The 26,150-nt window shown below is 48.0% G+C and carries 20 protein-coding genes; 15 read left to right on the top strand and 5 right to left on the bottom strand.

What is annotated here, in order from left to right:
- The 3 genes from QF669_08365 to dnaA form a co-directional block, all read right to left on the bottom strand.
- On the bottom strand, window positions 1-330 hold the full coding sequence (locus QF669_08365) for a redoxin domain-containing protein (GenBank protein MDP6457446.1): 330 nt from the start codon (window positions 328-330) through the stop codon (window positions 1-3).
- Between the two features lie 145 nt (window positions 331-475).
- Entirely contained in the window at window positions 476-1,072 is a 597-nt protein-coding gene (gene lexA / locus QF669_08360) for a transcriptional repressor LexA (protein MDP6457445.1), read from the bottom strand.
- A 90-nt stretch (window positions 1,073-1,162) separates the two neighbouring features.
- Window positions 1,163-2,530 carry a chromosomal replication initiator protein DnaA gene (gene dnaA / locus QF669_08355; protein ID MDP6457444.1) on the bottom strand — a complete coding sequence of 456 codons (1,368 nt, stop codon included), beginning with the start codon at window positions 2,528-2,530 and terminating at the stop codon, window positions 1,163-1,165.
- Window positions 2,531-2,657: 127 nt separating this feature from the next.
- Between dnaA and rpmH the strand changes: the two genes are divergently transcribed.
- The 14 genes from rpmH to QF669_08285 all read left to right on the top strand — a co-directional run bounded on the left by rpmH (window position 2,658) and on the right by QF669_08285 (window position 21,117).
- On the top strand, window positions 2,658-2,792 hold the full coding sequence (gene rpmH, locus QF669_08350; protein ID MDP6457443.1) for a 50S ribosomal protein L34: 135 nt from the start codon (window positions 2,658-2,660) through the stop codon (window positions 2,790-2,792).
- A gap of 78 nt (window positions 2,793-2,870) precedes the next feature.
- Window positions 2,871-3,122: a membrane protein insertion efficiency factor YidD gene (gene yidD, locus QF669_08345; GenBank protein ID MDP6457442.1), complete on the top strand. Its 252-nt coding sequence runs from the start codon at window positions 2,871-2,873 to the stop codon at window positions 3,120-3,122.
- Window positions 3,123-3,130: 8 nt separating this feature from the next.
- Window positions 3,131-4,870 carry a membrane protein insertase YidC gene (yidC, locus tag QF669_08340; GenBank protein ID MDP6457441.1) on the top strand — a complete coding sequence of 580 codons (1,740 nt, stop codon included), beginning with the start codon at window positions 3,131-3,133 and terminating at the stop codon, window positions 4,868-4,870.
- Between the two features lie 8 nt (window positions 4,871-4,878).
- Window positions 4,879-6,249: a tRNA uridine-5-carboxymethylaminomethyl(34) synthesis GTPase MnmE gene (gene mnmE / locus QF669_08335; GenBank protein MDP6457440.1), complete on the top strand. Its 1,371-nt coding sequence runs from the start codon at window positions 4,879-4,881 to the stop codon at window positions 6,247-6,249.
- A gap of 28 nt (window positions 6,250-6,277) precedes the next feature.
- On the top strand, window positions 6,278-8,149 hold the full coding sequence (mnmG, locus tag QF669_08330; GenBank protein ID MDP6457439.1) for a tRNA uridine-5-carboxymethylaminomethyl(34) synthesis enzyme MnmG: 1,872 nt from the start codon (window positions 6,278-6,280) through the stop codon (window positions 8,147-8,149).
- Window positions 8,149-11,301 (top strand): DEAD/DEAH box helicase, encoded by a 3,153-nt coding sequence (locus QF669_08325; GenBank protein MDP6457438.1) that lies wholly within the window; start codon window positions 8,149-8,151, stop codon window positions 11,299-11,301. The genes mnmG and QF669_08325 overlap by 1 nt, the downstream gene beginning before the upstream one ends.
- 24 nt (window positions 11,302-11,325) lie before the next feature.
- Window positions 11,326-12,189, top strand: coding sequence for a peptidylprolyl isomerase (locus QF669_08320; GenBank protein ID MDP6457437.1), 864 nt, complete (start codon window positions 11,326-11,328; stop codon window positions 12,187-12,189).
- 2 nt (window positions 12,190-12,191) lie between these two features.
- A complete protein-coding gene (locus tag QF669_08315; GenBank protein MDP6457436.1) occupies window positions 12,192-13,481 on the top strand; it encodes a peptidylprolyl isomerase in 1,290 nt (429 codons plus the stop codon).
- A gap of 362 nt (window positions 13,482-13,843) precedes the next feature.
- Window positions 13,844-14,959, top strand: coding sequence for a DNA polymerase III subunit beta (dnaN, locus tag QF669_08310; protein ID MDP6457435.1), 1,116 nt, complete (start codon window positions 13,844-13,846; stop codon window positions 14,957-14,959).
- Window positions 14,960-15,065: 106 nt separating this feature from the next.
- Complete coding sequence (locus QF669_08305) at window positions 15,066-15,341, top strand: DUF721 domain-containing protein (GenBank protein MDP6457434.1); 276 nt, start codon at window positions 15,066-15,068, stop codon at window positions 15,339-15,341.
- Window positions 15,341-17,350 (top strand): DNA topoisomerase (ATP-hydrolyzing) subunit B, encoded by a 2,010-nt coding sequence (gene gyrB, locus QF669_08300; protein MDP6457433.1) that lies wholly within the window; start codon window positions 15,341-15,343, stop codon window positions 17,348-17,350. The genes QF669_08305 and gyrB overlap by 1 nt, the downstream gene beginning before the upstream one ends.
- An 8-nt stretch (window positions 17,351-17,358) precedes the next feature.
- Window positions 17,359-19,854: a DNA gyrase subunit A gene (gyrA, locus tag QF669_08295; protein ID MDP6457432.1), complete on the top strand. Its 2,496-nt coding sequence runs from the start codon at window positions 17,359-17,361 to the stop codon at window positions 19,852-19,854.
- An 8-nt stretch (window positions 19,855-19,862) separates the two neighbouring features.
- Window positions 19,863-20,558 carry a YggS family pyridoxal phosphate-dependent enzyme gene (locus QF669_08290; GenBank protein MDP6457431.1) on the top strand — a complete coding sequence of 232 codons (696 nt, stop codon included), beginning with the start codon at window positions 19,863-19,865 and terminating at the stop codon, window positions 20,556-20,558.
- 1 nt (window position 20,559) lies between these two features.
- A complete protein-coding gene (locus tag QF669_08285; protein MDP6457430.1) occupies window positions 20,560-21,117 on the top strand; it encodes a hypothetical protein in 558 nt (185 codons plus the stop codon).
- A gap of 100 nt (window positions 21,118-21,217) precedes the next feature.
- Here the strand turns inward: QF669_08285 and QF669_08280 are convergent, their stop codons facing one another.
- Window positions 21,218-21,682, bottom strand: a complete 465-nt coding sequence (locus QF669_08280; GenBank protein MDP6457429.1) for an Hsp20/alpha crystallin family protein — start codon at window positions 21,680-21,682, stop codon at window positions 21,218-21,220.
- Window positions 21,683-22,097: 415 nt separating this feature from the next.
- On the opposite strand from QF669_08280, the gene QF669_08275 reads away from it, so the two are divergent.
- Window positions 22,098-23,708: a Gfo/Idh/MocA family oxidoreductase gene (locus tag QF669_08275; protein ID MDP6457428.1), complete on the top strand. Its 1,611-nt coding sequence runs from the start codon at window positions 22,098-22,100 to the stop codon at window positions 23,706-23,708.
- A 40-nt stretch (window positions 23,709-23,748) separates the two neighbouring features.
- On the opposite strand, the gene QF669_08270 is transcribed toward QF669_08275, so the two are convergent.
- Window positions 23,749-26,150: glycoside hydrolase family 3 C-terminal domain-containing protein (locus tag QF669_08270; protein MDP6457427.1), on the bottom strand; the 2,402-nt coding region annotated here is incomplete at its 5' end.

Below are 26,150 nucleotides of genomic sequence, written 5' to 3'. Positions count from 1 at the left end.
TTACGAGTATCCAAAGTCTCGAAGAATTTCAAGGACCTGGTCGGCGTGTCCTTTCGGTGACACTTTTGGAAACACGTGCGTCACCACATTTTTTCCATCAAGAATGGCGGTGCTGCGGAAAATTCCCTCATACTCTTTGCCGTAAAGTTTCTTTTTTCCCCAGACACCAAACTGACTTATAAGTTCTTTTTCCAAGTCACTTAGTAATGAATACTCAATATTGTGTTTATCGCTGAACTTAAGCAGTGCTGAAACAGGGTCCGCTGAGACTCCATATATGTCAACTCTTTCTTCCGAAAACTTCTCTATCTGTGACTGAAACTCGGCCACTTCAGTGGCTCACCCCGGAGTGTTCGCTTTAGGGAAGAAGAATACGACTTTTCTATTCGAGCCGGCAGGCGTGACCTTCTCCCCATGTTGGTTCTCCAGTGTAACCGCTCGAATGCTCGTGCCGATTTCTATCATGGTTTCCTTTCTAATACCGCCGTAAGATACCTACAACAATACCCTGTATTTGAACTCTTTCTTCTCCCAACTCTATGCTCTTCAGATTTTCGTTTGCTGGGCGAAGCTCGACTTTTCCATTTCGCCTGAAGAACTTCTTTATGGTCGCCTCAAAACCGTCAATCAGAGCAACAACAGTTTCTCCATTTTCGGCCATGTCCTTTTCACAAACAATTACAAGATCCCCATCTCTTATTTGCTCGTCTACCATGGAGTTGCCGGAAACCTTCAGGACATAGTGGCTCCCCCCTCTGATAAACGAGTCTGGTAGCTCCAGCTCCTCAAAAGACCCTATTGCCTCAATAGGGATCCCTGCCGCCACCACTCCTAAAACAGGAAGCATTCTACTCTCTCTGCTTTCTTCAATCACTTCAATTGCGCGCGTTCTGTTCCACTCGTGCTGAATTAACCCTTTGTTCTTTAGCGCCTTAATATGCTTATAGACCGTCCCTTTAGACCTGAAGTCGAATGCCACCGCGATCTCGTTAAACGTGGGGGCGTAGCCGTTTTTCGACACGAAATCTTTTAGATAATCTAATATCTCTTTTTGACGCTTTGTCAAATACATGGATACATGCGGTGTATATAAATTACCGCCGCGGCCGCAAAGCTCTAAAGAATTTATTTCTACTCACCTGTCTTGGTCGCCGTAACTTCTTCATCCGCCCATTTGTGCCTGGAGACCTTTTACCTGCTCCGCGAATGCCTGATCTTTCTCCATTTTGCTCTTAATTGTCCTACAAGCGTGTATCACGGTCGTGTGGTCGCGCCCCCCAAAATGAAGCCCCACATTTTCAAGCGACGCCCCCACCATCTCCCGGCAGAGATACATGGCCATTTGTCTTGCCAGCGCCACCTCCATCTTTCTTCCCCGTCCGGTGAGCTGCTTTTCTGAGACCTTCGTCATTCTACTTACCCCGCTAATAATGTCATCAATTGTTATTCTATATAGCCCCGTACTTCCAAGAGTTTCGCGCAATGCTCTCTGTGCTAGAGACATGGTAACGTCAGAGTGTGACAGCGATGAAAATGCGAGTAGTTTTATAAGCGCCCCCTCCATTTCCCGTATATTGCCCCTGATGTTCGTGGCGATAAACTCCAGGATTTCAGATGGAATGTCCAGCCTGTCCCGCTCAGCCTTGCTTTGTAATATAGCGATACGAGTTTCAAGGTCCGGCTCGTGTATATCAACAATCAGGCCCGACTGAAACCGCGAAACGAGCCTGTCCTTTAATCCATAAAGCTCTCGCGGGTGTCTGTCTGTCGTCAGCACTATCTGACGTCCCTGCTGATAAAGCTCATTAAATGTGTGAAAGAATTGTTCCTGCGTTTGTTCTTTTTTCTGCAGGAACTGAATGTCGTCCACCAATAGAAGGTCAAGGTTCCTGTGTCTCTTAGAAAATATTGACGTTCTGTTGTTCTGAATGGCTGATATAAAGTCAAGTGTAAATTTTTCGCTTGTTGTATAGTGGGCCCTGCACTCAGACCTGTTCTTAATAACGCAGTTACCTATCGCCTGTAGCAAGTGCGTTTTCCCCAGCCCAACACCGCCGTAAACTAGCAGGGGATTAAACGATGTTTGTCCCGGAGAGTCTGCAACAGCTCTTGCTGCGGCCTTTGCAAGCTGATTGCTCCCCCCTTCAATAAACGAATCAAACGTATATCGTTTATTAAGCTTGCTACCCCGGTCATACTGTTTCTCTTCCGCGTTCTCTTCTGTTTTCCTTATTTTCTTTACCTTATTAAGTGTTTTACCATCCATTTCACCCACTACAACTGTATATCTTATTTGCATATCAAGCCCATGCACACTTTTTATCTTCTCCTGTATCAGAGATCCATAGTGACTGTCTATCCACTCATAGTAGAACCTGCTCGGCACTTCAACTGTAACAGTTTCTTCTTCTATGTTCACAGCCCTAAGTGGCTCAAACCAGGTTGCGTATGTCTGAGAACTCACAGCTGACTCAAGTTCTTTTGATATTCTATTCCAAAATCCGTTTCTATCTATTTTTAGGTTGTCCACAGGTTGTCCACACTCCTTTTCGGCTTTAATTTATTGCTATAAACTACGCCTGGCAAATAGATTCTATGGCTTGGTTTGCTCTATTTACTATTTTAACTTTAGCGTTGATCTTTCATGGGGAATTATTATGAAAAGAACATATCAACCGAGCAAAAGAAAGAGAAAAAACAAACACGGGTTCCGCGCAAGGGCTTCTTCCCCTGGGGGTAGAAGGGTTCTTCGGCGGCGCCGTCGCAGGGGTCGTAAGCGTCTGTCTGCCTGACACAATGTTTGCCGGCGCCGGTTGCTTGGATTTTAAGCCTTGCGAATGTTTTTCTTAAATCATCCCAACACTCAAATGATGTTTTCATTAGGTCTTTCAACCAGTTATGTTGGGCGCGTGGTCACCGCTTTTATTGTGCTTATAGCCAGGGCCTACCAGGTTTTTATGTCGCCCCTTTTTCCAAACAGCTGCCGCTTTCATCCCACCTGCTCTGATTATTTCATTCAGGCGGTAAAAAGTCGGGGCCCGATTATCGGTTTTTGGTTTGGTCTTCAGCGTATTTTGCGCTGTCACCCCTTTTCATCTGGCGGTTTTGACCCCGCTCCATAATTTAGCTTGTGGACAAAAAAACGCTCCTCGCATTTCTCATCATCGCCGGCATACTCATGTTGATGCCCTATTACTACGAAACTGTCGGCCTTACTCCTTCACCAGAGAGTGGAGCACCGGTTACTACTCCTGAGGATCAACCCTTTGATTACGACCCCACCGCGTCTGGCTCAACATTAGAAAGTTCGGCCGGATCACTAACTGAGCCGCCATCGAATGTAATGAGTAGCCTTTCAACTACGTCCCCGGCTGCGACTACGTTTCACGTTGAAACACCTTTATATTCAGCCACCATATCATCAATGGGCGGCGGAACAATTTCATCCTTTCTTCTAAAAAATTATCTCTATAAAGACGGTGAATACGTTCAGCTTATTAATCCAGGGCAGAACGATTTAAATCCATTGGTTGAGTTTAAAGATGTTAACGGCAATGTCGCTCTGCTCGATTTTCCTTTCTCTTTAGTTGACGGCTTCTCTGGCGGAAGTACGCTTTTCGTTGACGGTGAGAAAGAGGTTGTGACCTTTCTCTTTGAAAGCCCGGGTGGCTCAATAACAAGAAGCCTTACCTTTTACGCCGACAGCTACCTCATCGATTTTGAAATCGATCTTTCAGAGATCAGTCGCACTGAAATTTCTCAAGAACAATTCCGATTAGTCTGGCACGGTGGTGTTCCGACTACTGAGGCCAATAAAAAAGACGATGTTCAGTATTTTGCCGCACACCTTTTCCAAGGTGGTGAGACCACCAAGCACAAGGGCGACCCTGGAAAAGAGATAGCCTCAACAGGCCAAACTGGCTGGACCGCGTTGAGATCCAAATATTTCACCGCTGCGCTTATACCCCGCACCGCCAGCAATTTCGGCAGCCTGTCTTCATTTGACGAGTCTTATTCAAACGCAAGTGGCGCGCTTTTAGTCCCAACATACAACATGGCTGTAGGCCTGCCTTCAAGGAGCCACGCATCATGCTCTCTGTATCTTGGCCCCCTCAAGTATGACAACATAAAAGATTTGAATGTGGGGCTGGAAAAGACCATGAATTTTGGCTGGTCTTTTATCAGGGGCATATCTAAGGGGGTTCTCTATTTGCTCGTGGCAATGCACGACTATATTCCTAACTATGGTGTTTTACTTGTTATTTTTTCAGTGGCTGTGAAAATACTAGTTTATCCATTAACAAAGAAAAGTTACCAGTCAACTAAAGAAATGCAAGCGATACAACCACTTATTGCTACTATGCGCGAAAAATACGGGGGGGATGCACAGCGCCTTAACCAAGAGACAATGAAGCTATATAAGGAGCACGGTGTTAACCCTTTGGGCGGGTGCCTTCCCATGTTACTTCAAATGCCCCTTCTGTTTGCCATTTTCACTGTCTTTCGCACCACAATTGAGTTGCGTGGCGCACCGTTTATGCTTTGGATTAAAGACCTTTCTGCCCCCGATACAATCTATCGCTTTCCAGAAGGCTTCAGCCTCCCTATTTACGGTGACCAGGTTGCGGTTCTTCCCCTCCTTATGGGTGTCTCTATTTTTGTGCAGCAAAAAATGTCTGGCGCACAAATTCAGTCACAACAAAAGATTATGATGTATTTTATGACAGTTTTCTTTTTTCTTCTGTTTAACAATTTCCCCTCCGGTCTAAATCTTTATTATACACTTTTTAATGTTTTGACTATTCTTCAACAGAAATATCTTGTACACCCGCCCAGTCAGCCCGCTCTCCCCCAAAAACCTAAAAGATAGTTTAAATAATGAGCTCATTTGGTGCTTCTACTATTGTAGCTCTAGCGACACCTTCTGGGGTGGGCGGAATTGCTGTAATTCGCATCAGCGGTCCCGCTTCTATCGACACCGCCATATCAATAACAAACAGGCCAGCGGACGACTTTAGGCCTCGCCATGCTCTTTTAACGCCGCTTTTTGATTTTGATGGCTTAGAAATAGATCAAGCGGTTGTCACATTTTTCCCGGCGCCCAACTCCTACACAGGAGAAGATGTTTTAGAAATTTCAAGCCATGGTGGATATGTTGTGCCAAAAAATATTATAAAAGCCTGTATTTTATATGGTTGTGATGCGGCCGCTCCGGGCGAATTTACCAAAAGGGCTTTTCTTAACGGCAAGATGGATCTTAGCCAGGCTGAGGCAGTTGCAGAATTAATTAGCGCCAAAACGGATGTCGGCCGTGCGGCCAGCTATAAGATAATGAGTGGGAAATTTGCCAACCTAATAAACCTTTTGCGACAACAGTTGGTTGACTTTCTTTCGGTAATTGAGGCGGAGCTCGATTTTGATTCAAGTGAGGTGCCGGAATTAACCGTTAAGGAGCGCATAGAAAGCCTTAACTCAGTTCTCGCTACTGTTAAAAAACTATTATTAACCTACGAAACTGGTCGCCGGATTGTTCGTGGTGCTGTAGTCGTTATTGTGGGGGCACCAAATGTCGGCAAGTCAAGCCTGCTAAATGCAATCCTATCTGAAAGGCGTGTCATCGTTTCAACAACCCCAGGTACCACAAGAGACCCGGTCGAAGTTCAATACCAGATAAACGGCCTTCCCGTACAAATCATAGACACCGCAGGAAACCGGCCAGCCTCTGACGAGATCGAGTCCAGTGGGCTTTCCATCGCTCAATCTTTTATTGACAGAGCCGATCTACTTCTCTGGGTTCACGACAACACATCGTCCCCCTCTGATTTGTCCGATTCAATTGCAAACAGTCCATATGATCAGAAGTTTATACCCGTACTTAATAAGAGCGACCTTCTCTCGTCAAAGCAAAAAAAACAATACACAAACTCCTCTAAAAGGTTGTCCACATTTTTAGTTTCTGCCCTTACCGGATCCGGCATTGCTGGTTTAGTCACAACTATAGGTGATTTGATGGCTCCCACATCAACAGACAGTGAAATTCTGCTCACCAATGCGCGTCATTTCGAAGCGCTTACCAGTTGCTTTGAACATTTAGAGTGCGCCTTGTCTGCCGTTTCTGATGGCACCCCCTTAGATGTGCTTGCTCTTCATGTCCGGTCTTCTTTGTCCTCACTTGATTCCATTGTTGGGCGAACCACCTCCGATGAAATTATCAACAATATTTTTTCTGGTTTCTGTGTGGGAAAATAGTGTTCCACGTGAAACACAAAACATATAAATGAACAAGTATGACGTAATCGTTGTGGGTGGTGGTCACGCCGGCGTTGAGGCTGCTTTGGCAGCATCGGGCATGGGGTGCTCTGTCGCGCTCGTAACTATAGACATTAACGCTATAGCAAGAATGTCCTGTAACCCCGCCATTGGCGGTTTGGCTAAAGGACATCTTGTTCGTGAAATTGACGCTCTCGGCGGAATTATGGGTGTTGCAGCAGATGCCTCCGGAATTCAATTTAAAATGTTAAACAAATCAAAGGGTCGCGCCGTCTGGTCACCGCGAGCGCAGATTGACAAAAAAGCCTATGTAAGCTTTGTCGGTGACCATATTAATTCTATTGAAAACATTCGCATCCTCGAGTCTGAGGTAAATCGTGTCCTTGTTCGCGGCCATTCAGTTGCGGGCGTTGTACTATCATCTGGAGCTTCCCTTCACTGCCGCGCACTAGTTTTAACTTGTGGCACTTTTCTTAACGGACTTATACATGTTGGGCGCCGCAAAATAAGGGCCGGTCGCATGGGTGAAGAGGCAAGCACGGGTATCACTGAATCTCTTGTCTCGCTTGGTTTAAGGGCCGGTCGACTTAAAACTGGCACGCCTCCTCGCCTAGTCCGCGAATCTATAAATTGGTCAGAATTAAAGGTTGTGTCTGGAGATATGGGGCCGCGTCCATTTTCGTTTAAAACGAGTTCCTTTTCTCCACCAAACGAGCCGTGTCATATAATTAAAACTAATCCTTTTGTTCACGATCTCATTCGCGAGAATCTTCACATGTCGCCCCTCTATTGTGGTGAGATTCAGGGGGTCGGCCCTAGATACTGCCCCTCCATTGAAGATAAAGTGGTTCGTTTTCCCGATAATGACGCTCACCAGATCTTTTTAGAGCCCGAGTGGCGTGGCTCAAAACAGATATATACAAACGGCTTTTCTACCAGCCTTCCTGAGGAGCTTCAGCTGGCGGCTTTACGCTTAATTCCCGGCCTGGAAAACGTTTCTTTTTTCAGGCCTGGCTATGCTATTGAATATGATTTTTTCTTTCCCTCACAGCTAAACAGACATTTACAGTTAAAAGACGTTTCTGGCCTTTTTCTCTCTGGACAGATTAATGGAACTTCCGGCTATGAAGAGGCTGCCTCCCAAGGACTTATCGCTGGCATTAATGCTGCCAACTTGGTGCTTGATCGCGAGCCCATATCTTTTTCACGCGATAAATGCTATATCGGCGTTTTGATCGACGACCTTGTTACTAAAGACACGCAGGAGCCTTATCGCATGTTTACTGCTCGCGCTGAGTATCGACTACTTTTGCGCCACACTAACGCTGATCTGCGTCTCTCTGAAGTCGGTCATAGTCTCGGTTTGGTTTGTGATTCTTCTTATGATCTTGTGCAAAAAAAGGGGGGTCTTATTAAGTCAATTTTGTCTGAATTATCTCAGAAGGCAGTAAAAAAAGAGGTTGCTAATACACTTTTATCTTCATTGTGCGAAAGTGCTGTTAATTCGTCTACGACTCTTTACAGGCTCTTGAAGCGCCCGCCTGTTTCTATCAGCCTGCTACAAGAGTTTAATCTTTTTAACACCGCCCGAACTCCTCTTGGCGGCTGCTCTCTACAGGACGTTCTAGATGAAGTTGAAACCTCTATAAAATACGAAGGATACATTAAACAGCAGTATCTTCAGGTCGAAAACATGAGGCGAGGAGAAAACACGCGTATACCTGAATCATTTAATTTTTCTTCCTGCATCTCTATTTCTTCTGAAGCAAAAGAGAAGCTTTCTATTGTTCGGCCAGAAACATTGGGTCAAGCCTCTCGCATTTCAGGCGTGTCCCCATCTGATGTGGCCGCCCTCACCGTTCTTGTAGCATCTCTGTAGTGGTTGTTCCACGTGAAACGCCTCCTTTCACAGCAGAACCTCTGCTAGACCACATCTTTAACAACAACCCCCTGTCTCCTTGGTTTGGTAAAGATAGTCCACCCTCCCTGACCAACACACACATTGATCTTATACCCTTTTTGTTCGCCGCCCGTCTACGTGTCGCTTCATCCAATTTTGTTATTTCATTAGGCCGGGGTGTTTCTCTCTCTTATCTTTTTGATCTTTTTTTGGCTCTTTTACCGTTTAAATCTTTTGCTCTCTCTTCTTCAGAGGTGTCGTCATTCGCTGACATTCAAAGCTTGGCTCTTTTCCTTTCTTCTCATTCCAGTGTCCTGCTTATTCATCAATATACCGCAGACCATTGGCGTATTAAAACCACCCTTGAAGACCCTCCGAACACACGGGCCTTGCCCTTGCAATCATATAAATATCAAGATGTTTTGGCGTTGTTGTCAGCGTGGTGCTATGAGCGAACTTCTTCAGTTTTCAGCCCAGGCTCCTTTTCTGTCCGCGGTGGCATTCTGGATGTCTTTTTCTTTGGGAACGATCAGCCGTTGCGTCTCGAATACGTTGGTGAAGAGCTTTCTACGGCTCGTTATTTTGATCCAGAGTCACAGCGCAAAACACACGAAGCAGTTACTTCACAGCTCACCGTTTTACCCCCCATAAAGATCTCTCAACAAAACCGCGCAGGTGTTTCTCTACGCGATTTCCTCTCTAAAGACGCGTCTTTTTTTAATGTTTCTAGTGTTGGCGGCTCAGATGTGCTAACTATTGTATCGGCGGCAAGCGACGGCATACCATCGAAACAACCTGTCAATCTCAATTGCATCCCCAAGGGACCTTTCAATGAAAACTGGACTGCCCTTGATGCCGATCTCACGCTGATTGATAAAAGAAGTGGGGGGAACTGCACAAAACTTATCTTTCTGCCACAGCACGTCCGCTCAATACCAAAAAAAACTGTGTTTTTAGCTGATTTTACACCTGTATCATTTCCGGGACATTACTCTTTTTATAGTGAGCCCCTGTCGTTGTTTTCTACTTCACTAAACACATTATACCGCCGCGCACGGCTTCGAACACTAATACCAACGACTAGAGAGCCACCCGTGAAACCGCTTCAAAGCTCTCTTTTTGGATGGGGTCAACCCCTCGTGCACGAAGACCTTGGTATTGGGCGGTATCGAGGCCTTTCTGTTGTGGAAACATCCCATGGCAGCTATGAGGCCGTTGACCTTGAATATGCTGATGGCGATTACTTGCATTTGCCAATGGATCGCCTTCACCTTGTTCACCCTTATGTCGGATCAGACAACGACTCACCTGCTCTTTCCAGTTTGCGCAATTCTCGTTGGGCGCAACTAAAACAGAAGACGCGCCGATCAGCTGAAAAGGTTGTTCAGGCGTTCCTTGATCTCTACGCCGCTCGGCACAAGGCTAACGGTTTTGCTTTCTCCAGCGACGGCGAACTCCACACACGCCTTGCGGAGTCTTTCCCTTACGAAGAGACCTCCGGTCAGCTTAACGCATACGAAGACATTTCTCTTGACATGGAGCGCCCAAGCCCTATGGATAGGCTTCTATGTGGTGACGTCGGCTTTGGAAAAACAGAGGTTGCTATAAGGGCCGCGTTTAAGGCCGTTTATGATAAGAAGCAGGTTGTGGTTCTGGTCCCAACCACAATCCTGGCTAACCAGCATTTTCTTTCTTTTAAATCCCGGCTTGAGCCGCTGGGCGTTCGCGTCGCGCTTCTGTCACGCTTTACCAAAAGAAGTGTGTCCATCTCATTAATCCGAGCCACAAATAGGGGGGAGGTAGATATCGTCGTTGGCACGCACCGCCTTCTTTCACAAAATCTCTCCATCCCTCTGCTTGGCCTTTTAATCGTTGACGAAGAGCACCGTTTTGGCGCCAAACACAAAGAACTTCTGAAGGCCGAGCGTAGCACCACAGACGTCCTGACTTTAAGTGCCACCCCCATACCGCGCACTCTACAGTTTTCGCTCCTCGGTATCCGCGATATATCAAACATTTCAACACCGCCAAGGGAGCGCTTTCCTGTAATTACAGTTTCCTCTCCATTCAATAAAAGCGTTATCAGAAAGGCCGCCCTCGAAGAAGCAGAAGCGGGGGGGCAGTCATTTTTTATACACAACAGAGTTAAAACAATCGAATCGACTGCAGATGTGCTTCGTGAGCTTCTCCCCAATCTCTGTGTCGCTGTCGCACACGGCCAACTCACTGATGCAGCACTTGAGTCCGTTATGCTTGACTTCCTGAACAAAAAGATTGATGTTCTCGTCTGTTCCACCATTATAGAGGCTGGCATGGATATACCACTTGCCAACACTATTTTTATAAATAATGCGCACAAGTTCGGGCTGGCCCAGCTTTACCAGATGCGGGGGCGCGTCGGCAGAGGAGACCGCCAAGCGTTTTGCTACCTTCTTACTCCGAAAAACAAGAAAATATCCACTACAGCCGCCGAGCGGCTCAGGTATATCCAGCACCACACTTCGCTCGGCTCCGGGTACGCACTCGCCTTACAAGATCTTCAGATGCGCGGTGCCGGCAACCTGTTCGGCGTTGAACAGGCGGGCCACCTTACCTCTGTTGGACACCACTTGTACTATAAAATTATAGAAGAGGTGGCTAACAGGCGTCTCGAGCGCGCTCCAGAAACACCCCGTCATGTCAGAACAAACATTTCCATTAAGGGAGAGGCTCTTTTGCCGTCAGACTACATTACTGAGATTGGCGACCGCCTTTACTTTTACCGCCTGCTCGGTGAAACACGCACCGTTGATGATGTCGACGATGTACGCTACGAAATAAGAGATCGCTTCGGACCTCTTCCCACACCAGCCAAGCTTTTGTTTGATTCCGCCTCCGTCCAAGCCCGTGCGTCTCACGCCGGCATAGAGCGCATTAAATTTGTGGCTGACAGCGTTACTCTCTACTTTCTGCCCGTGGAAGAGCGTGGGCACCCTTCCCACTCTTTTGAAAAACTCTCTTCTGTTCTTTCTGCCCGGAACATGGCCGCCTCGTTTGGCAACCACAAGGACGGAACTTTTACGCTTACTGTTAGCGCGTCGTCAAATTCTGAGGCGTTTTCTGTTCTGCATTACCTTTTTGATTCCATTTGAGCCACGTCTAACTTTGGGTTCTTAATGCGTGTTATTAGAAAAAGTGTGTTAGTTGTTTCGCCAACAGTACATTTCAGCCACGTGACGCCCTTTTTCTTTTTTCTTCTACTTGGTTGCTCAGGCCCCCCTGAAGGGGCTTCTCATATAATTAAGGTCGGTGACAGCGCCCTTACGGCTGAAGTTCTCGCCACACTTGTGTTGCAGCACCCCTCTTCTGATTCTATCTTCGCTTCCCGCCAAGCCGTGGTGCGCTGGGTTACAAGGGAACTTCTCTATCAGGCCGCAGTTGATGGGGGGATGACGGAAAATACGATGATTGAAAAGCAGGTTAACGAATTCCGCAAACAGCGTTATGGTGCCGCCTTCCTTGACACATATCTCTCTTCTTCGGCTGCAACTAACGTCTCCCCTGAAGAGCTGCGAAACCACTATATGAAAAACCGCCACCAATACCTGCGACATAGCGATTCGGTAAAAATGCTGCATTTCTTGCTACCCCAACATTCCGTGGCGCTAGAGGTAAAGTCCAAGTTATTGCGGTACGATGGCGAGTCTCGCCTCGACCTATTGAACAACTATCGGGTTGAGGCCGCAGTTGTTTCTCCCCAGGACCTTCGCGAAGAACTTCGATCTGTTGTTTTCGGCCCCAAGGCTGGGAGGGGTGTCTTTGGTCCTATTTTGGGCAGTCGCGGCTACCATGTTATTGAAGTTCTGGCGCGTTACCGCGCTCAAACGTACCAAGGTCTCGACGAAGTTTATGATGTAGTGGTCCAGAGCGTTCTGCGTGAAAAGGGTGCCGTCTTGTACACCCATCTTATGGACAGCCTCACAAGCCGACATCTGTCCGGAGCTTCGCCGGGCTTCAACATCGATTGGGGGGCCAGATAAGCGTGCGTTCGCGCAGCCTTGTTCTTGCTTCTTTCTGTCTCGTCTTCCTTCTGTGTCTTAACGCCCAGGAAAGGAACACCATTGACGGTGTAGCCGCGATTGTGGGCGAACACGTGATCCTTAAGAGCGATGTTGCCCAGCTTGTTCAAATGACTGCTATCGAGCTTAGGCTTGATCCGCGGCTGGACGGTGAGCGCGTGTTAAAACTACAAGAAGATGTCGTTCAAAATTTTATCACCCAGAAGATTATTCTCGAAATTGCCGAAGTAGAGAGCATCGAAGTTGCTGAAAGAGAGGTGGACACAGCGCTCGATCAATACGTCAGCTCATATGTTACCCGCCTTGGGTCTGAGGCGCGGCTTGAAGAGGCTCTTGGTAAGAGCGTCAGCGAGTTGCGCCGAGAAACCTGGTCCGATATGCGGGAGCAGTTAATTGGAGAGCGATTCCGCACTGAACTTCTGCAGAACGTCTCTGTAACCAAGGACGAGGTTAATTCCTTTTATACAGAATACCAGGACAGCCTTGGGGTCATACCAACCCTATACGATCTGAGGCACATCCTGTTTGAAATTAAGCCGGGAAATGAAAGCCGTCTCCGCGCTCGCTCGCTGGCCGACTCCCTGCGACAGCGCGTTTTTAAAGGAGACGATCTTGCCTCTCTCGCAGAACAGTTCTCAGACGATCCCGGTTCAGCTTCGAACGGCGGCGAACTGGGCCTGGTCAGCCGGGGGACCTTTGTCCAAGCGTTCGAGGAGGCGGCCTTTTCACTCGATAGGGGTGACGTCAGCCCGGTAGTTCCTACCGTTTTCGGCTACCACATTCTCCAACTAGTTGAGAAGCTTGGGGAAAAAATTAATGTCAGGCACATCTTGGTTTCACCCCAAGTGTCACCAGCTGACGAAGACAGTGTTTACGCCTTGGCTCTTTCTATAAAAGACAGCATTACAAACGAAGACGTTTTTTCCAGCATGGCTGCCACCTATTCCGCAGACGCAAACACCAAAGATAACGATGGTAAGCTTGGTTGGATTGACCCAACCACCTTTCCTATTAAAGAGATTTCACAGGTGATTTCCATCTTAAGCGTTGGGGAGGTTTCTCCTCCCGTGACGGCTTCCGACGGATACCATCTCCTGCTGATTTCTGATGCGAGTGCGGGAGGGATCCCAACACTTGAGACCCACTGGGTTGAGATAGAACAGATGGCCCTGGCAAAGAAGCGCTCCGATTTTTTCAACAGCTGGATAGAGAGGACCTCTTCTTCTATTTTCATCAAAAGCTTTCTTGAGTAACATTATTATTCACATCTTATTAATCCTGAAACCACCGTTCACACCAGAAAAAGCAGACACCACTTTATGTGCCGTGCAAAAGCAGGTTGTTAACATCTTCCTAACATAAAGTAATACCTTATCTGGTGTCTCTTTTGAACAAAAAACAGTGCGGTTGGTAAAAACTTGTTCTCCCCGTCCTTATTTATCAACAGTGATAATAACTATTATATAAAATTTTTATCTAATCTAAGTTTATTCTAATTAATATGTGGTGGTGAGAAGGAAAAACTTGTTGTCAGTAAAGGTATTATTCGCTAACATCATTTCTGAGATTTATCCTAAGATTTCAAAAAATTTCCGCAAATAATGGATAATAATTCATGAAAATCAACCTATCAAAACAAACCCTTCAAACAGCACTGCAAAACCTTGGTAAAGCAACACCAACACGCTCTACAATACCCATTCTCAACACTGTTTTATTTACCGCAAAAGGCTCCCTAAACCTGAGAACGACAGATCTTGAAATCAGCATTGTTGCCCTAGTTGAATCAAAAATAGAAGAGGAGGGTGCTGTAGCCATACCTTACAGAACCCTGAGCGAAACAGTGAACGCCATGCCGGATACGGAGATCTTTATTGAAGCGGACGAGGATAACAGGGTCGAAATTAGAACTGATTTTGGAAATTACGATATTGCAGGATCAAGCGCCGAGGAGTTTCCGGCAACCCCTGAGGTGGACAACAAAAAGGAGATCAAGATCAGCTCAGACGTATTCAAGCGGCTGATTTTGAAAACGTCATTTGCTCTCAGCTCTGACGAGTTAAAGCCAGCACTCATGGGAGCACTGTTTGAGGTGGGAGAGGAACGTGTCGCATCTGTGGCGACAGACGGTCATCGTCTCGCCATCTGCTCCCGCACGGACTACGAGACAGCGGGATATTCCGGTGATGTTATTGTACCGAAAAAATTTCTACACCTTGTCCTTCCTTATCTCGACGAACAAGAAGAAGTTGTTCTCTGGGTTGGCGATAACCACCTTACGGTTTCCTTTAATGGAATCACGGCTTTTTCCAGAATAATAGATGAAAGATATCCTGACTACCGCTCCGTCTTGCCGCAGGAAAACGATAAAATTGTCAAAGTAGATAGAGAGAAAATGCTGGCGGCCGTAAAGAGGGTTTCCATCTTCTCTAATCGTGCAACAAGGCAGGTGACGTTAAAATTTGCTGATGGGAAAAGCCAAATAACAACCGAAGATCCGGAAAGTTCTTCTAGCGCCGAAGAAACGGTTGATGTCGAATATAATGGCGAAGAGCTGACAATCGGTTTTAATGCGCTCTATCTCAGTGACATTCTTTCTCACCTGGATACGGAATCAGCTTATTTGCGACTCAACACCCCTATCAGCGCTACGCTCATTAGTCCGGACGCCCAACAAGAACAGGAAGAAATCACCATGCTCCTTATGCCAATGCGCACAAGCGGGCAGTGATGCTGGGCGAAATAGCTCGAAGCAAACAGTTTTGTTGCAAAACCCTCGTTGTGCGCCCAACGAAACGAGGTTTTTTATAAGGAGAGACAGAACTACATTGTAAGCTATGCAACCGCTGGGAAAAGCAATTAGATCTGTCTTGAAATCTGTCGGCATTGATAGGGCTGTTCTCCAAAACGAAGCTTTGGTCGTCTGGGAAAAAGTGGTAGGAAAAGCGGTTGCTGAAAACACAACACCCGAGGAAGTCAAACACGGTACGCTGATTGTGAAAGTTTCAACGCCAGTCTGGCGCAACGAACTTGCGATGCGCAAAGGAGAAATATTGGAGAAGCTTAACGACACCCTGGGAAAAAAGGTCATTAGAGACCTGCGGTTAATATAATGCCAGCAAAACAAACCACTAAAGCAAAAACCAAAAAGAAGACAAGCAAATATAGCGCCAAAGAAATAACAGTTCTTAAAGGACTGGAGGCGGTAAGAAAACGGCCGGCGATGTATATTGGGGACCTAGGCAAGAGGGGTCTGCACCACCTTGTAAATGAAGTTGTAGATAATAGCGTTGATGAGGCGCTCGCAGGTTACTGCAGTAAAATTAAGGTGACAATTAACAAGGACAACAGCGTCAGCGTTGAAGATAACGGTCGCGGCATACCGGTAGACATACACAAAGAAGAAAAGAAGCCGGCGCTGGAAGTCGTGATGACAGTGCTCCATGCCGGGGGAAAATTTGACAAAGGGACGTACAAGGTCTCTGGCGGGTTGCATGGAGTAGGTGTTTCTGTTGTGAACGCACTGTCGCTATGGCTGAAAGCCGAAGTTCACCGGGACGGGAAAAGAGCTATACAGCAGTACGAAAGGGGCAAGGCATCCACGAAACTTAAAACAGCCGGAAAGACAAAGAAGACAGGAACGTTGGTCACCTTCATGCCTGACGACGAAATATTTCAGAACATTGAGTGGGACTATGACATTATTGCCGAAAGGCTGCGGGAGCTTGCCTATCTGAACAGCCGACTGGAAATCAGCTTTATTGACGAGCGGGCGGAGGATGGGCCCAGAAAGGAGGTTTTCAAATATAGGGGCGGGCTAAGCGATTTTATAAAATTTCTCGACAGCTCAACCCAAGAACTGCACAAAAAAGTTATCACCGTAAACAGAGAGGGCGGTGTTGTTCCTGTTGAAGTTGCCCTGCGCTACAACGACGGCTTTAACGAAAACATACTCTCTTTTGTGAACAATATAAACACAGTAGAGGGAGGAACCCACCTTTCCGGTTTTCGTTCGGCGCTGACGCGGGCACTCAACTCACACGCCACCAAAAACAAATTAATCAAAACAACCAAAGGCGAAAACCTTACTCTTTCCGGTGAAGACTTTCGCGAAGGCCTGACGGCTGTTATCTCCATTAAGGTTGCTGAGCCACAGTTTGAAGGTCAGACAAAGACAAAACTCGGAAACGGGGAAGTAAAAGGCCTGGTTGATGCTCTCGTATATGAGGGGATTCAGGAGTTTCTGGAGCAAAACCCATCTATTGCGAAGCGGGTAATCGAAAAAGCGGTTTTAGCTGCCAGGAGCAGAGCGGCCGCAAGAAAGGCACGGGAACTGATCCGTCGCAAGGGAGCCTTTGAAGGGGGATCGCTACCGGGAAAACTGGCTGACTGTTCCAGCAGGGACCCTGCGTTGTGTGAAATATTTCTAGTTGAGGGAGACTCGGCCGGTGGCTCCGCAAAACAGGGACGCGACAGGCGCTTTCAGGCAATTTTGCCGCTGCGTGGAAAGGTTATTAACGCTGAAAAGGCACGCGTGGACAAGCTTCTTGCCAACAACGAGATACAGGCCATAATCACCGCCCTAGGGACAGGTTTTGGTGGAGATACCGACAGCGATGACGGGGAAGGGGCAAAGCCCACGGGGGCAGAGTTCGACATTGCAAGGCTGAGGTATAATAAAATTATCATTATGACGGATGCTGACGTTGACGGCAGTCACATCAGAACACTACTACTGACATTTCTGTACCGCAAGATGTCAGAATTAATAACGTCGGGGCACGTCTATATTGCACAGCCGCCATTTTACAAAGTGCGCCAAGGAAAGAAAGAACAGTACGCCTATGATGACAGTGAGCGAGACTTCATAATGGAGAGGTTTGAAAAGGAGAACAAAAAACAGAAAATAGAAATTCAGAGATACAAGGGCCTTGGCGAGATGAACCCGGAGCAGTTGTGGACCACCACAATGGATCCAGAGCGAAGAACCATGCTACGCGTTTCAGTGGAAACCGAAGGTGAGGCGACAAAGGTGTTTGGCGACCTGATGGGCAGTGACGTAGAGGCGCGCCGCGCCTTCATTACAGAACATGCAAAGTTTGTTGTAAATCTCGACGTCTGAGAAAAAATATGAGTGAAATAAGCAGAGATATTTCAATCAAGCGCGACATTGTAGACGAGATGAAGGAGAGCTACCTGAACTACTCCATGTCTGTGATTGTAGCACGGGCGCTGCCAGACGTGAGGGATGGGTTAAAACCGGTTCACCGCCGCATACTTTACGGGATGAACGATCTTGGTGTGCAGTGGAATCGCGCACACAAAAAAAGTGCTCGCATCGTGGGAGACGTTATGGGAAAATATCACCCCCACGGCGACTCTTCTGTGTATGATGCGCTGGTGAGAATGGCGCAGGATTTTTCCATGCGATATCCCCTGGTGGATGGACAGGGAAACTTTGGATCTGTTGATGGTGACAACGCAGCGGCCATGAGGTATACGGAGGCGCGGATGACGCGCATGGGCAGTGAAATGTTACGCGATCTTGATAAGGGAACCGTGGATTGGGTGCCCAACTTTGATGAGTCGCTGGAAGAACCGCAAGTTCTACCCACAGTTCTGCCCAGCCTTCTGGTTAATGGCTCGGAAGGAATTGCTGTTGGCATGGCCACAAAAATTCCTCCCCACAATCTTAGTGAAGTGGTTGATGTACTTATTAGACTCACCGATGAGTCTGATTTGGATGTTGATAAAATAATGGGTATCATAAAGGGGCCTGACTTTCCCACGGGAGCGATGATCGAAGGTATTGACGGTATCCGGGAGGCGTACAGTACGGGGCGCGGAAAAATTACGGTGCGAGCGAAAGCCCTTATTGAAACTGTTAGAGGGGGCAAATCTAACATAATCATAAATGAGATTCCATACCAGGTAAACAAGTCAAACCTGATAGCAAAAATTGCAGATCTGGTGAGGTCAAAAAGAATTGAAGGGATTGCGGACGTTCGTGATGAATCTGATAAAGAGGGGCTGCGAGTAGTTGTAGAAACGAAGCGCGACATCGTGCCAGAGGTGGTCCTGAACCAGCTATATGTGAACACGCAAATGAAGGACACTTTCGGAATTATCCTTTTGGCGCTCGTAGACGGCATACCGAAGATTATGCCGCTTAAGGACATGCTGCAGCATTTTGTTGACTACCGCCACGAGGTTGTTGTGCGGCGGACAGAATTTGATCTTAAGCAGGCAGAAGAAAAGGCCCACGTACTGGAAGGGTTGAAAATTGCACTAGACAACATTGACGAAGTTATTAATCTTATTCGCCAGAGTAAAGATCCCGCCCACGCCAAGGAGGGGCTGATGAACGCGTTTGATCTTTCTGAGAGACAGTCCAAGGCGATCCTCGAAATACGGCTTCAGAAACTAACGAGCCTTGAGGTAGAAAAGGTTGTCAAGGAGTATAAAGAAATAATTCAGTTGATCGCGAAACTTAAAGGAATTCTGGAAAGCCGCCCACAACGAATGGCAATAATAAAAAAGGAGCTGGAAGAGGTTCGGCAGATGTATGGTGATGAGAGGCGGACGGAGATTATTCCTGTGGGAAAAACCTTTTCCGTGGAAGACATGATCGCAGAAGAAGATGTTGTCATAACCATCACACACAACGGATATATAAAGAGAACCGCTGCTTCAACCTACCGTAGTCAGCGCCGGGGAGGTAGGGGGCTGCAGGGCGCCAAAGCGAAGGAAGAAGATTTTGTTGAACACATGTTCATTGCCAACACCCACGACTACATGCTGTTTTTCACCGACAAGGGTAAGTGCTATTGGGCGAAGGTACATGAGGTGCCGCCGGGGGGCAGGGCAGCACGCGGCAGAGCAATTGTAAACCTGGTGGGGACAGAGCCGGGCGAAAAGGTTGAAGCGTATGTCAGCGTTAAAGAGTTTGATAAAAGCCGCTATATCGTTATGGCCACACAGCAGGGAATTATAAAAAAGACAAACCTTTCAGCGTATGGCAATCCCCGTAAGGGCGGCATTTATGCAATAGACATCCGGGAAGGCGACAAACTTATTGAAGCAAAAATTACAGAGGGGGACAACGACATTCTCTTGGGCACATGGGAAGGTAAGTCTATCCGCTTTTCTGAGCAGGACGTTCGATCCACAGGAAGAAAAACGAGGGGAGTGATTGGCATCCGCAAGTCCTCTAAGGGTGATAAAGTTGTAGGCATGGTTGTGATAAGGCGAGAGGGGACGATTCTAGTCGCCACGGAGAAGGGCTACGGCAAGCGAACCGACATCATGCAGTACCGCGCCCAGAAACGGGGCGGCATGGGTGTAATGGCGATGCGCACCTCGAAGAAGGTTGGCAAAATGGTGGCCGTAATGGAGGTGGTTGACTCAGACGACTTAATGGTTATAACAGATCGTGGCGTGCTTATAAGGCAGCAGGTTTCAGAGATTCGGACGATTGGGCGCGTTACGCAAGGAGTGAAGCTGATACGCCTGGACGAAAAGGACAAAATTTCAGGCATCACGAGGGTTATAGAGGAAGGTTCCGGGGAGGAGGGAGCGGCGCTAGAACCGTCTGACAACGGGGTGCCGGACAAAGAAGCAAAGTAGTTATTTGAGTGATTAATCTCACCACTCTTGAATTGGTCAGGGAGCGGATCGAAAATGCCCTCAGATCCACTAGCCGCGAGAACGAACCCCCGGTTGAAATCGTTGCCGTTACCAAGGCTTTCCCCGGCAAATATATTATCAGCGCTTACGAGTCTGGCCTGTTGACCATCGGTGAAAACAGGGTTCAAGAGGCGGAACAGAAATTCAAAAAACTTCCACAACTTCCAGGCCTGAAGCGCCGCCTCATCGGTCACCTCCAGTCTAATAAGGCCCGCAAAGCCCTAGCAATTTTCGATACAATTGATTCAGTGAACTCTATTAAGTTGGCGCGGCGACTGTCAAAGGCAACCGCTGAAAAGGGGGAGCCATTTCCTGTTCTGGCTCAAGTTAACACAGCGGCCGACCCAGCAAAATTTGGCTTTGCTTTGAATGAAACGGACCTTCTACTAGAGATGGCTGACCTGCCAGGCTTACGCGTTGACGGCCTCATGACTATCGGGGAAATTACACAAGACAAAGCACGCACCAGGAGGACCTTTCAGAGACTACGAGAAATGCGCGACAACCTGAACGCGCAGCTCACAAACGAGAAACAGATGCGGGAACTCTCCATGGGCATGACGGCGGACTTCGAGATGGCGGTGGAGGAAGGAGCGACCATGATCAGGATCGGGACGGCCCTGTTCGGCGAAAGACCGCGGTAGAATGGTTTATTACTTGCCGCACAGCCCGAAATTTTACGGAAAGGCGTTTGCTGGTTTCTCATCAGACGGGCAGGCCATTGCTAATCACACCATCTATAGAAAGGGTAAGCACGTTGCCGTGAAACCGAAGGCCCTTACTCTTAAAGCCCTTCACCCTAGGAACTTTATTAAAGTAAATGAAAACCTAAACATAGAAGACCTGTGGCTGATAGATAGGGTGAAGTCAGAGGAACCTGTTGTTCAGATCACAGACCATCGGAATCTCTCCGGTGAGAACCCTCTCTCTGGACGAACACCCATTGGTGAACAACCCCGGTTTCCAGACGTCAGCAAGATCTATTCAAAGAAAGTCTTAGGGGTACCGCAGCGAGAGGTGAGCACGGTTGGCTGTAAAAGGTTCTCGGGGGCGCGAGGGGAGGATGTCTCGGAGGTGGCAACACATGTGGGATTGTGTGCCTCCTATGCGGGAATTCAAGTGGTGGGAATAGGGTGGAACAGCGCCCTTGATGGTAGAGGCACCCACCTAAACAGGATATTGTCTGTAAACCGATCTCTGTAAGAGCTAACTAGATACGTGGGAAGTATTACAGGTTTCGGTATATAAAAAACCCCCGCGTTAGACGGGGGCTCTTCTTTTAGAACTTCTATAGAGAGGGCTGTTAGCTGATCTCTACCTCAAGCTCTTTCACTTCCACCGGTTTTGAGCGGGGAATGGAGATGGTCAGTACGCCGTTCTTATAATTGGCTTTGACCTTCTTCTCGTTAACCTCGTCAGGCAGGCGGAATGAGCGGGCGAAGCGACCATAACGGGATTCGCGGTAGGTGTAGTCGTTGCCATCTTTTTCATCCTCCGCTTTCTTCTCGCCGGTGATCGTCAGGACGCCATCTTTCACAGTCACGTTAAAATCACCTTTCTCCATGCCGGCCGACTCAACGCGCACCACGTATTCCTTGTCCTTTTCCATCACATCAAAGGCGGGAAGCCATTCGGCGCCACGAGATGATTGTCCATCTAGTCCCAGCGGAAAGACGGGACCAAAAAGGCGGTCAAAATCGCTCAACAGCGAGCGCGACCTGAAGGGGGTTATACCAGTCATTCTGGGTGTCCATTTTACGAGTGTCATTGTTCTATCTCCTTTTCTTTAGTTGTTCTATTAAGTTTTACCAGAACAGACATTCACCCCATTTAAGGCAAGGAGCGTGCCAACAAAGAGCGTATGACAAATATGCACACCGGTAGACCTTATTGACAGGGCGTGTATGTAAGATTGGCATAGAGAGCTGTTTTGGTGTGGCGGATCTGGCAGTTACGGTTGTTTAAGGAAGAAGTTGAAGGGGAGAGTTAGGCCATCTAAATTCCGGGGCGCTCACATGGCGCAACAGTCCATGAGCATAGATCCTTAAGTATGCAGAGAGCAGAGGCGTGGAAATGGCCTGGATTAGACCCAATCTTGTCGATATCATCTGGGTGATGAAGGAAGTAACGGCGATGGCAACGGCACGGGGGAACCAACAGGAATAATAAACGTGAGGTAGGTCATGAACGATAAAAACGGACAATCTGGCGCGCAGTCAACGAGTGATTCAGGGATAAAATTTGGTCGGCGGGAAGCCTTAAGGGCCCTCGCATCAATCCCTGCTATGGCGCTATTTGTTTATGAACTCTTGAAGAAGAGGGCCTTCGACGGGTTAAGAAAGATGAACATACTTGCCGAATTAGGTACGCAAATAGAGGCACCTACTGTTGTACCGCCCAGAGCACAGGGAGAACTGATCCGGCTCGGTATCATAGGTTATGGCGGTAGAGGAGAACACCTTACAAGAGGCGTCGGCTTCGCACACCCCGACTGGACGGAGAGGAAGGCGTCAGATGCCGAGAAGAACAGGCTTGATAAAGGTTTTGAAACCTTTATGGAGCAGCAAGATCTTAATGTTGTGTTAAACGGTGTGTGTGACCTTTTCGATGTGCGGGCTGAAAGGGCCATGACCGCTTCGAGGAATGATATAAGGCCCGGCGCTGGTACGCGAGCACTCACAGGCGCAAAACGGTATAGACACTATACAGAGCTTCTTGACAGCAAAGATATTGATGCTGTTATAGTGGCCACACCGGACCACTGGCACTCGCGCATAACAATAGATGCTCTGGAAGCTGGCAAGCATGTCTATTGTGAAAAGTGTATGACGCGGACCATAGAAGAAACATTCGCCGTACGGAAAGCGGTAAAAGAGACAGGGAATGTGTTCCAGCTCGGGCACCAGAACAGGCAGGTGGAAACACATGAGCAGGCGAGAAGAATTGTTGAAAGTGGGATACTGGGTGGCGTGACGCTTGTTGAGTTAACCACCAACCGCAATTCACCCGGTGGTGCGTGGGTATATAATATTCATCCAGAAGGGAATCCAAAGACCATCGATTGGAAGACTTTCCAGCAGCCGTCACCGAACAGAGTTTCGTTTAGTTTGGAAAGGTTCTTCCGCTGGCGCTGTTGGTATGATTACGGTACGGGGCTGTCGGGAGATCTTTTTTCTCATGAATTTGACGCTTTCAACCAGATAATGAACGTGGGAATTCCAAAGCATGCTGTTGCCAGTGGTGGCATTTATCACTATAAGGATGGGCGCGACGTGCCAGACGTTTTTCAGGTAACGTTTGAATATCCCGACAACGATCTAACGCTGATTTACAGTGCCACCCTGGCCTCCGGGCGGAGCCGGGGCAACCTGTTTATGGGACATGACGCAACCATGCAGCTCGGCAATGAGGGGTCAGCCTCCAGCAGCCCGTTGAGCGTGTCAGCAGATCACCAATCAACAAGGTTTAGACAGAAGATCGACAGCGGGGAAATTAGCACATCCCTACCGCTTTTCGCCTACAGTCCGGGATCCAAACAGATAGATGGAATTACGTCCGCCAGCACCAGATATTTCGCCAGTAAAGGTCTTGTGTACACTTATCGCGGCGGAAAAAGAGTGGATCCTTCCCATCTTCATATAAAGGATTGGCTAGACGGGATACGTCACGATACAACACCCAAGTGCAATATTGATGTGGGTTTTGAAGAGGCCATCGCGTGCCACATGGCTACAAAAGCGTTTCGGGAAGGCAGGCGGGTGGAGTGGGATTCGGTAAACGAAAGAGTGGTATGATCTAGATTATAAGACTTGACTCAAGTCTTGGGAACAACAGCTACCTGGTAAGGTAAATGCTCTTTTGGCTTTTTATCTCTTTTGACGAGCTTCCAACCAGCAACTTAAATTCTCCTGTCTCAGCGACCCACGCACCAGATGTGGTGTCATAAAACGATAGGTCGAGCTTGTTTATAGAAAAAGTTACGCGCTTTGACTCGCCCGGATCCAAGCGAACTTTGTTGAACCCCTTCAGTTCTTTGTAAGGACGATCGACAGAGGCTACAAGATCCCTTATGTAAAGCTGTACAACCTCACTTCCCGCAACTTCACCCACATTTGTTACGGTTAGAGACGCCTGAAACTCATCTCCCATCTTTACTGAATCGGGGGCCGCTAGAGAATCAAAGTCGAAGTGGGTGTATGAAAGGCCATGTCCAAAGGGGAACAACGGTTCTATTTCGCTGGAATCGTAGTGCCTGTAACCGATGTAAAGGCCTTCTTCATATTTAACCGTTTTATCTCCGGGGTAATTATTGAAGGACGGATTATCTTCGAGTTTTTTGGGAAAAGTAACCGGCACCTTCCCAGACGGGTTGACTGAACCAAACAGGACGTTGGCCAGGGCGCTACCACCCTCCTGTCCCGGCAGCCACATTTGAACAATGGCGCGACAGTCGTCTGCCCACGGCATCTCAACGGGGGAGCCGCTGTTGATAACAACCACACTGTTTTCGTTTGCTTCCAAAACCGCCCGGATGAACTCATCCTGCCTGCCGGGAAGCTTCATAGAGGGCCTGTCATCACCCTCTGTTTCGTAGTTATCGGGTGTTCCCGCAACAACAATTACAAAGGCAGCATTTTTGGCGGTCTCGACGGCGATGTTCATGTCAGGTTCCGGCACCCGGCACCCAATCTCCAGGAGTCTGAAGCTTTCCAGAATACCCGACATTCCCGGCATCATCAGTTTTAGCAGCAGGCGCATGAAAAAATTCATCCTAGCTGAATACTCGACCATTATGGGGTGATTGCCCTCAGCTAAAAGGATAGATCCGATACTTGCGCCAGGGATTCTGCCGCCAAAGAGCGGTGGAGTTTTATCGGTGAAACTAACTTTTTTACCATCCAGAAAAATTTTTGCCTTTCCGAGGCCTGCGTTGGCACTGAACGTATATTCACCTGTCTGCGGTGCCGTGAAAACGCCGGACCACCTTACGGAAGCGAAAGAATCGTCTCCTTCGACAAGACCGAATATCCGAAGTGTCTTGTCAGTCACTGTCTTATAGGGAGAGCCCGAAAAATTTGGTGACTTATAATATTCTCCCTTTAGACCCGCTTCGGGGGAGCCCTCCATAGGCAGGATCAGGGCTGGTTCGATCAGAGGGACCGCAGGGTGATTCTCTACGCCCGGATGTGATGAGACCGGGACACTGTATTTAGTACTGACACTCCTTATACCGTCCAGTGGGGTAATGTTGTGCTGGGATGTAACGCGGGCGCTTCCGCCACCCTGGCTGATTTCCCTGTCGGCGTTCGGTCCTACAACTGCTATGGACATTACAGCATCAGGGTTAATGGGAAGCAGACCAGCCTCATTTTTCAACAGCACGATAGATTCTTCGGCAACCCTTCGCGCCAGCACGCGGTTCTTTGTCATTTCAGCAGAAAGGGCGTAAGTGGTATCGCTAATGTCTTTATTAAGAGAGCTTGTTTTCAAAATTAACTCCAGCATTCTTAGAGTACTCACGTCCACCAGCTCTACACTGACGTCACCGTTTTTGACGGCTTTGCGCAAAGGCTTTTCGTAGAAGTTTCCCGGGCCGGGCATTTCGAGATCGAGCCCCGCCGTCAGCGAAGGGACTGTACTTTGTACCGCACCCCAGTCGGAGAGAACAACTCCTTGGAAACCACACACCCCCCGCAGAATATCATCGATAAGGTATGTATGCTCAGAAGCAAAAACCCCGTTGATTCGGTTATAAGCAGCCATAAAAGTCATTGGGTTGGCTTCTTGAACAATTTTTTTATATCCGGGAAGGTAAATCTCTCTTAGGGTCCTTTCAGAGACCTCGGCACTGACACTGTTACGGTTCTTCTCTTGGTTGTTGGCGATGTAGTGTTTCACACTGCACCCCACATGCTGACCCTGAAGCCCCCTGACAAAAGCAACACCGATTTCTCCGGTTAAGTATGGATCTTCGGAATAAGCCTCGAAATTGCGCCCTCCAAGGGGCGTGCGGATAATATTAACGGTAGGACCTAGCAGAACCTCTACCCCCATGGACCGGCACTCTCGGCCGAGGGCGGTTCCAAGCTCTTCAATCAGTGACCGGTTCCACGTCGCCCCCATGGCTATCCCTACAGGGAAGGCTGTTGTCGGCTGACCGCTGTTGCTGCGAACACCGTTGGGGCCGTCCCACAACTGCAAACTCGGTATGTTCAGCCTGTCGATATTCTGGGTGT

This window comes from Candidatus Neomarinimicrobiota bacterium, assembly GCA_030743815.1.
Lineage (GTDB): Bacteria > Fidelibacterota > Marinisomatia > Marinisomatales > S15-B10 > UBA2146.
This window is presented reverse-complemented; position numbering and strand designations above follow the sequence as displayed.

What these genes read in the sequence shown, in the direction of transcription:
- lexA (MDP6457445.1), bottom strand. Translation starts at nt 1,072, where the DNA reads ATGTATTTGACAAAGCGTCAAAAAGAGATATTAGATTATCTAAAAGAT.
- rpmH (MDP6457443.1), top strand. Translation starts at nt 2,658, where the DNA reads ATGAAAAGAACATATCAACCGAGCAAAAGAAAGAGAAAAAACAAACAC.
- yidD (MDP6457442.1), top strand. Translation starts at nt 2,871, where the DNA reads ATGTTTTCATTAGGTCTTTCAACCAGTTATGTTGGGCGCGTGGTCACC.
- mnmE (MDP6457440.1), top strand. Translation starts at nt 4,879, where the DNA reads ATGAGCTCATTTGGTGCTTCTACTATTGTAGCTCTAGCGACACCTTCT.
- mnmG (MDP6457439.1), top strand. Translation starts at nt 6,278, where the DNA reads ATGAACAAGTATGACGTAATCGTTGTGGGTGGTGGTCACGCCGGCGTT.
- QF669_08320 (MDP6457437.1), top strand. Translation starts at nt 11,326, where the DNA reads ATGCGTGTTATTAGAAAAAGTGTGTTAGTTGTTTCGCCAACAGTACAT.
- dnaN (MDP6457435.1), top strand. Translation starts at nt 13,844, where the DNA reads ATGAAAATCAACCTATCAAAACAAACCCTTCAAACAGCACTGCAAAAC.
- QF669_08305 (MDP6457434.1), top strand. Translation starts at nt 15,066, where the DNA reads ATGCAACCGCTGGGAAAAGCAATTAGATCTGTCTTGAAATCTGTCGGC.
- gyrB (MDP6457433.1), top strand. Translation starts at nt 15,341, where the DNA reads ATGCCAGCAAAACAAACCACTAAAGCAAAAACCAAAAAGAAGACAAGC.
- gyrA (MDP6457432.1), top strand. Translation starts at nt 17,359, where the DNA reads ATGAGTGAAATAAGCAGAGATATTTCAATCAAGCGCGACATTGTAGAC.
- QF669_08285 (MDP6457430.1), top strand. Translation starts at nt 20,560, where the DNA reads ATGGTTTATTACTTGCCGCACAGCCCGAAATTTTACGGAAAGGCGTTT.
- QF669_08280 (MDP6457429.1), bottom strand. Translation starts at nt 21,682, where the DNA reads ATGACACTCGTAAAATGGACACCCAGAATGACTGGTATAACCCCCTTC.
- QF669_08275 (MDP6457428.1), top strand. Translation starts at nt 22,098, where the DNA reads ATGAACGATAAAAACGGACAATCTGGCGCGCAGTCAACGAGTGATTCA.